The organism is Sulfitobacter sp. HI0129, from assembly GCF_001635395.1.
Lineage (GTDB): Bacteria > Pseudomonadota > Alphaproteobacteria > Rhodobacterales > Rhodobacteraceae > Sulfitobacter.
Window position 1 is genome coordinate 1 of record NZ_LWGH01000111.1, and the last position, 5,250, is coordinate 5,250.

A 5,250-nucleotide genomic window follows, 5' to 3' on the forward strand; every position below is an offset into this window, starting at 1 on the left:
TTTCGACGACCTGCGTTTCCGTCACGCTACCGGGGCGCTGCCCGTCAAGCCAGGCGAGCGTTTCCACCACGGCGGCCCCGTCGCGCAGATGCGCTTGGACTGACCCCTCGATCTCCGCCGCGTTCTTGGTGGCCTTCGGCAGCGCGCAGGGATCCTGCCCCCACGACAGCTTGTCACCCACGGCTTCGGCGATGACGACCGGCACACTGTCCCGGTCGAGCCGCAGGGGGCCGGGCATTCCGGCCAGCCGGGTCAGCAGCATGTCGGGCGCATGCACCCGCACCCCCATATCGAGATGATCCCCGATACCCGCAAGCTTGCGTTCATCCATGAACAGGTCAACCTCGCCGGAGGCATGCAGCACCGCGAAACCATGCGCCACCGGATTGCGCGGAATATCCGCTCCCCGCAGGTTGAGCAGCCAGCAGAGCGAGTCGGGCAGGGTGATCACCGCCGCCGCTTCGCCCTTTTCGCGCAAGCCCGCCCCAAGCCGCGCCCGCTTGTCCGCATGGCTTTCCCCGGCATGTTCCAACGGATGCACATCAACGGGCGCCATCGGGGGCGCGGGCTGGTCCGGCCAGATGCGGTCGACAAGGTTTTCGAAGGGGACAAGCTGAACACCGCTGCCTTCCAGCGCGGCTTCGGTCTGGTCGATCTGGTTGACGCTGTGCAACCACGGGTCAAAGCCCACCTTGCCCCCCTGGGGCAAATGCTCCCTCAGCCAGTCGCCCAGCGATACCTCGGGCCAGGGCACGGGCGTGAAGGCGGGGGCGACCTGCGCCTTGACCTGCGTGCGATACCGGCCATCGACGAAAACACCCGCCACGTCCTGCAAAACGGCACAGAAACCGGCCGACCCGGTAAAGCCGGTCAGCCAGGCGAGCCTTTCGTCATGGGGGGCGACATATTCGCCCTGATGCGCATCCGCGCGCGGTACGAGAAACCCGTCCAGACCCGCTTTCGCAATTTCTCCCCGCAGTCCTTCTAGACGCGGCGGCCCCTGTTCGGGCCGTGCGGTGACCTCGAAACTCTGGAACATCGCTCCCCCTTCACCCTTTCAGAAATACTCCCCCGCGGGAGCGTCCCGGCCTCTCAGCCCGCGCGGCGCATGCCGATGACGCGCGCCCGCTTGCGGGGATCGGAATCGAACAGCGCCGCCAGTTGCTCCGTCATCGCACCGGCAAGCTGATCCACGTCCGTGATCGTCACCGCGCGGTCGTAATAGCGGGTGACGTCATGGCCGATGCCGATGGCCAGAAGCTCGACGGCCTTGCGCCGCTCGACCATGGCGATGACATCGCGCAGATGCTTTTCGAGATAGTTCGCGGGGTTCACCGACAGCGTGCTGTCGTCCACCGGGGCACCGTCGCTGATGACCATCAGGATCTTGCGCGATTCATGCCGCGCCATCATCCGCCGGTGCGCCCATTCCAGCGCCTCGCCGTCGATGTTCTCCTTCAGAAGGCCTTCCTTCATCATCAGCCCGAGGTTGTCGCGGGTACGCCGCCACGGCGCATCCGCCGACTTGTAGATGATGTGCCGCAGATCGTTGAGCCGCCCGGGCTGGACCGGCCGCCCCTCGTTCAGCCAGGCCTCCCGCGCCTGTCCGCCCTTCCACGCCCGCGTGGTGAAGCCGAGGATCTCGACCTTCACGTTGCAGCGTTCCAGCGTCCGCGCCAGCACGTCGGCGCAGATGGCCGCGATGGAAATCGGCCGCCCGCGCATGGAGCCGGAGTTGTCCAGCAGCAGCGTCACCACGGTATCGCGGAACTCGGTGTCCTTTTCGACCTTGAAGCTGAGCGGCGTGGTCGGATTGGCCACCACCCGGGCAAGCCTGCCCGCGTCCAGCATGCCTTCTTCGAGGTCAAATTCCCAACTGCGGTTCTGCTGCGCCTGCAACCGGCGCTGAAGCTTGTTCGCCAGACGGCTCACCGCGCCCTTGAGCGGCTCCAACTGCTGGTCGAGATAGGCGCGCAGCCGTTCCAGTTCGACAGGTTCGGCCAATTCCTCGGCGCCGATGATCTCGTCATGCTGGTCATCGTAGACAAGGTAATTCGGGTCGGCGTCGGAAACCGGCTGCGGGGCCGGTGGCTCCATCGGCGCATCGCCTTCCGGCATCTCGGCCTCGTCGCCCAGTTCCTGATCGGCCATGTCATCCATGGAGACCTGGGCCTGACTCTGGTCCTGCTGTTCTTCCTGGCTCTGTTCGGGGCTGCCTTCGGCCTCCTCGTCGTCCTGATCGTCCTGCCCGGTGCTGTCGGGATCCTGTTCCTCCTCCGCACCTTCCTCGGCCTCGTCTTCCTGATCCTCGTCAAGTTGATCCGGGTCGTCGCCCAGCTGATCGCCATAGCCGAGGTCAGAGATGATCTGCCGGGAAAACTTGGCAAAGGCGGATTGGTCCTTCAGGGACTTGTCCAGCCCTTCGAGCGTTCCTGCAGCCTGATCCTCGATGAACCCGCGCCATAGTTCCATAACGTTCTGCGCGCCGGCGGGCAGGGGGCGGCCCGTGGCCAGATGCCGTACGAGGTACCCCGCAGCTGTTGCAAGCGGCACGTCGCTGGCCTGCTTGGCCTGATCGTATCCCTTGCGCAGGGAATCGTGGCGGATCTTGGCGTCGATGTTGCCAGCAGTGCCCGGCATGTCCCGCGCGCCCATCGCTTCGCAGCGGGCGGTTTCCATCGCCTCGTAGAGATCGCGCGCCATTTCGCCCTGCGGCAGGTAGCGGGCGTGGGTTTCGCCGTTGTGGTAGCGCCGGTTCAGCGCCAGCGCATCGGCGGTACCACGCGCCAGCAGGACCTCTTCGCGGGTCATGCGGCGGCTGACCTGCGGCAGGCGCATGGAATCGCCCGACAGGCCGGAAGGGTCTACCGAATAGCTGACGTTCAGATCGGGATCGTCCGCCATTACCTTCGATGCCTCGGCGAGGGCTTTCTTGAAGGCGTCGGCGGGATTGTCGGAGGGTTTGCTCATACCCGCCAATCTAGCGTTTGACCGCATATGCGCAATCGCAAACCGGCTGGCGGGACTGCGGAAGGTGGTCTGCTCCGGGTCCGCAGCCCCCGCCAGCGGGGCAGGAGAGGAACCCTCACGTCGGCTGACCCGTTGAGCCTGCGGATGTGGTGTTTGCACATCCGTTATCGGAGGAGAGAGTAATGAGTATCAAGAGACATGTATTGGTAACGACGAGCCTCGTCGCACTGGCCTTGGCGCCGGTGGCGGGCATCGCGCAGACCAGCGATCAGGGCGCGTCGCAGACCACCGAACAGACCACGCAACAGAATACGCAGAATACGTCCGAAAGTGGATCCACGACGGACATGGGGGCCGCGACCTCCTCGACCGGGACCGCCTCGGGCACGGTCGAAAATTCGGATGGCACCCCCGAAAGCCCGCTCGCCAACGAGATCGGCACCAATGGAGAAGAGGGTGTGGCGATCCGCCAGAACGAACAAGGGGGCGCTATCGACCCTGATCAGGCCTTTGGCGAAGACGGCTATGGCGATGTCTACGAAGACGACCGGGCCATGGCCGAACGTACCCTGATGCTGGATCTCGATGTTTTTGCCCAGCAAATCTACGAACGGGCCTACCGTCGGGGCTACATGGCCGGTGCGGCCAACATGCGCGACCGGTTCGACCGGCGCATGCGGCAACTCAGCCGCCAGCAGGACCGCGAAGACCGCAGCCGCCGGGGCGATGACCGCTCGCGCAGTGGCATGGGGTCAAATCGCGATGGCGGTTCGATCATCGTGCTGCCGCCCGGTGTCAGCCCCGAGGATTTCATCGAACGTCTGCAGCGGGGCGCCGCTACGCAGTCGCGCGGCAACAACTGATCCGCAGGACATGAACCTGCCACCACGGCAGAAAAGAAAACCCGCGCCTTGGCGCGGGTTTTTCACGAATTAGCCGAGGCTGAGGCTCGCGGCGCTTTCGGGAAGTTCCTCATCGAAAAGCCGCTGGTAGAATTCGGCCACGGTCTGGCGCTCCAACTCGTCGCATTTGTTGAGAAAGGACAGCCGGAAGGCATAGCCGACGTTGCGGAAAATCTCGGCGTTCTGGGCCCATGCGATGACTGTCCGGGGGGACATGACCGTGCTCAACTCGCCGTTCATGAAGGCTGTGCGGGTCAGATCCGCGACGGTGACCATCTGGCGCACAGTCTTGCGGCCCTTGTCGGTGTTGTAATGCGGGTTCTTCGACAGAACGATCGCGGTTTCCGCATCGATGCTGAGGTAGTTCAGCGTCGCCACAAGGCTCCAGCGGTCCATCTGGCCCTGGTTGATCTGCTGGGTGCCGTGGTAGAGCCCGGTCGTATCGCCAAGGCCCACGGTATTGGCGGTGGCGAAGATGCGGAAATAGGGGTGCGGGGTGATGACCTGGTTCTGGTCGAGCAGCGTCAGCTTGCCGTCCACCTCCAGCACCCGCTGGATCACGAACATCACATCGGCCCGGCCCGCATCGTATTCGTCGAAGACGATCGCGGTGGGGTTGCGCAGCGCCCAAGGCAGAATGCCTTCCTGAAAATCGGTGACCTGCTTGCCGTCCTTCAGTTTGATCGCGTCCTTGCCGATCAGGTCGATCCGGCTGATATGGCTGTCGAGGTTGACGCGCACGCAGGGCCAGTTCAGCCGTGCGGCGACCTGTTCGATATGGGTGGATTTGCCCGTGCCGTGATAGCCTTGGATCATCACGCGGCGATTGTGCGAAAACCCTGCGAGGATCGCGAGCGTCGTGTCGGGATCGAACTTGTAGGTACTGTCGAGGTCGGGCACCCGGCTGGTGCGTTCCTCGAACCCTTTGACGACCATGTCGGTGTCGATGCCGAAGACGTCCCGCACGTGAATTTCCTCGTGCGGTTTGGTGTTCAGTTCCAATGCGCCGTCGGCCATGCTGCCATCCCTCTCGATCTCGGCTCCTCGGAGGAGCATCAACCCGCCGGTGGTGCAACATTCGGGCGCGACGCGCAAGGGCGGGCGGGCGGAATTCCTCCTTCAGCCAGCGGCCATCGCGGCCTGTGCACAGCCGCAGGAGGCCGCGACAGGTTGGTCCGCCCGGGCCTGTGCCAGCGACAGGCGCAGCCGCAGCTGGGGCAGCTCCGCCGTCTCGCCCAGTTGTTCGAGACAATCGTGCAGGCCCTTCAAACTCCAGACGTTGTCGGGGTGCACGCAGGCACGCGGCAACCCGGGAACGAGGCCCAGATCCTCGCGGTAGACCTGTGCCGCCTCTTCCGCATGGCCCTGTTCCAGCAAG

Annotated in this window: 4 protein-coding genes and 1 pseudogene; 1 reads left to right on the top strand and 4 read right to left on the bottom strand. The window is 64.6% G+C overall.

Features of this window, described 5'->3' with window-relative positions; translation table 11 throughout:
* Both A3764_RS01070 and cobT read right to left on the bottom strand, forming a co-directional pair.
* Positions 1–1,039 (bottom strand): aminopeptidase P family N-terminal domain-containing protein (locus A3764_RS01070; protein ID WP_201722380.1); only part of this gene is annotated, 1,039 nt, incomplete at its 3' end.
* 53 nt (positions 1,040–1,092) lie between these two features.
* Positions 1,093–2,970, bottom strand: a complete 1,878-nt coding sequence (cobT, locus tag A3764_RS01075) for a cobaltochelatase subunit CobT (RefSeq protein ID WP_067919319.1) — start codon at positions 2,968–2,970, stop codon at positions 1,093–1,095.
* 182 nt (positions 2,971–3,152) lie between these two features.
* On the opposite strand from cobT, the gene A3764_RS01080 reads away from it, so the two are divergent.
* Complete coding sequence (locus A3764_RS01080) at positions 3,153–3,833, top strand: hypothetical protein (protein WP_067919317.1); 681 nt, start codon at positions 3,153–3,155, stop codon at positions 3,831–3,833.
* 69 nt (positions 3,834–3,902) lie between these two features.
* On the opposite strand, the gene cobS is transcribed toward A3764_RS01080, so the two are convergent.
* Positions 3,903–4,889 carry a cobaltochelatase subunit CobS gene (gene cobS / locus A3764_RS01085; protein WP_067919315.1) on the bottom strand — a complete coding sequence of 329 codons (987 nt, stop codon included), beginning with the start codon at positions 4,887–4,889 and terminating at the stop codon, positions 3,903–3,905.
* A 102-nt stretch (positions 4,890–4,991) separates the two neighbouring features.
* Positions 4,992–5,250: pseudogene (locus A3764_RS01090) on the bottom strand (hypothetical protein); the annotation flags it as partial.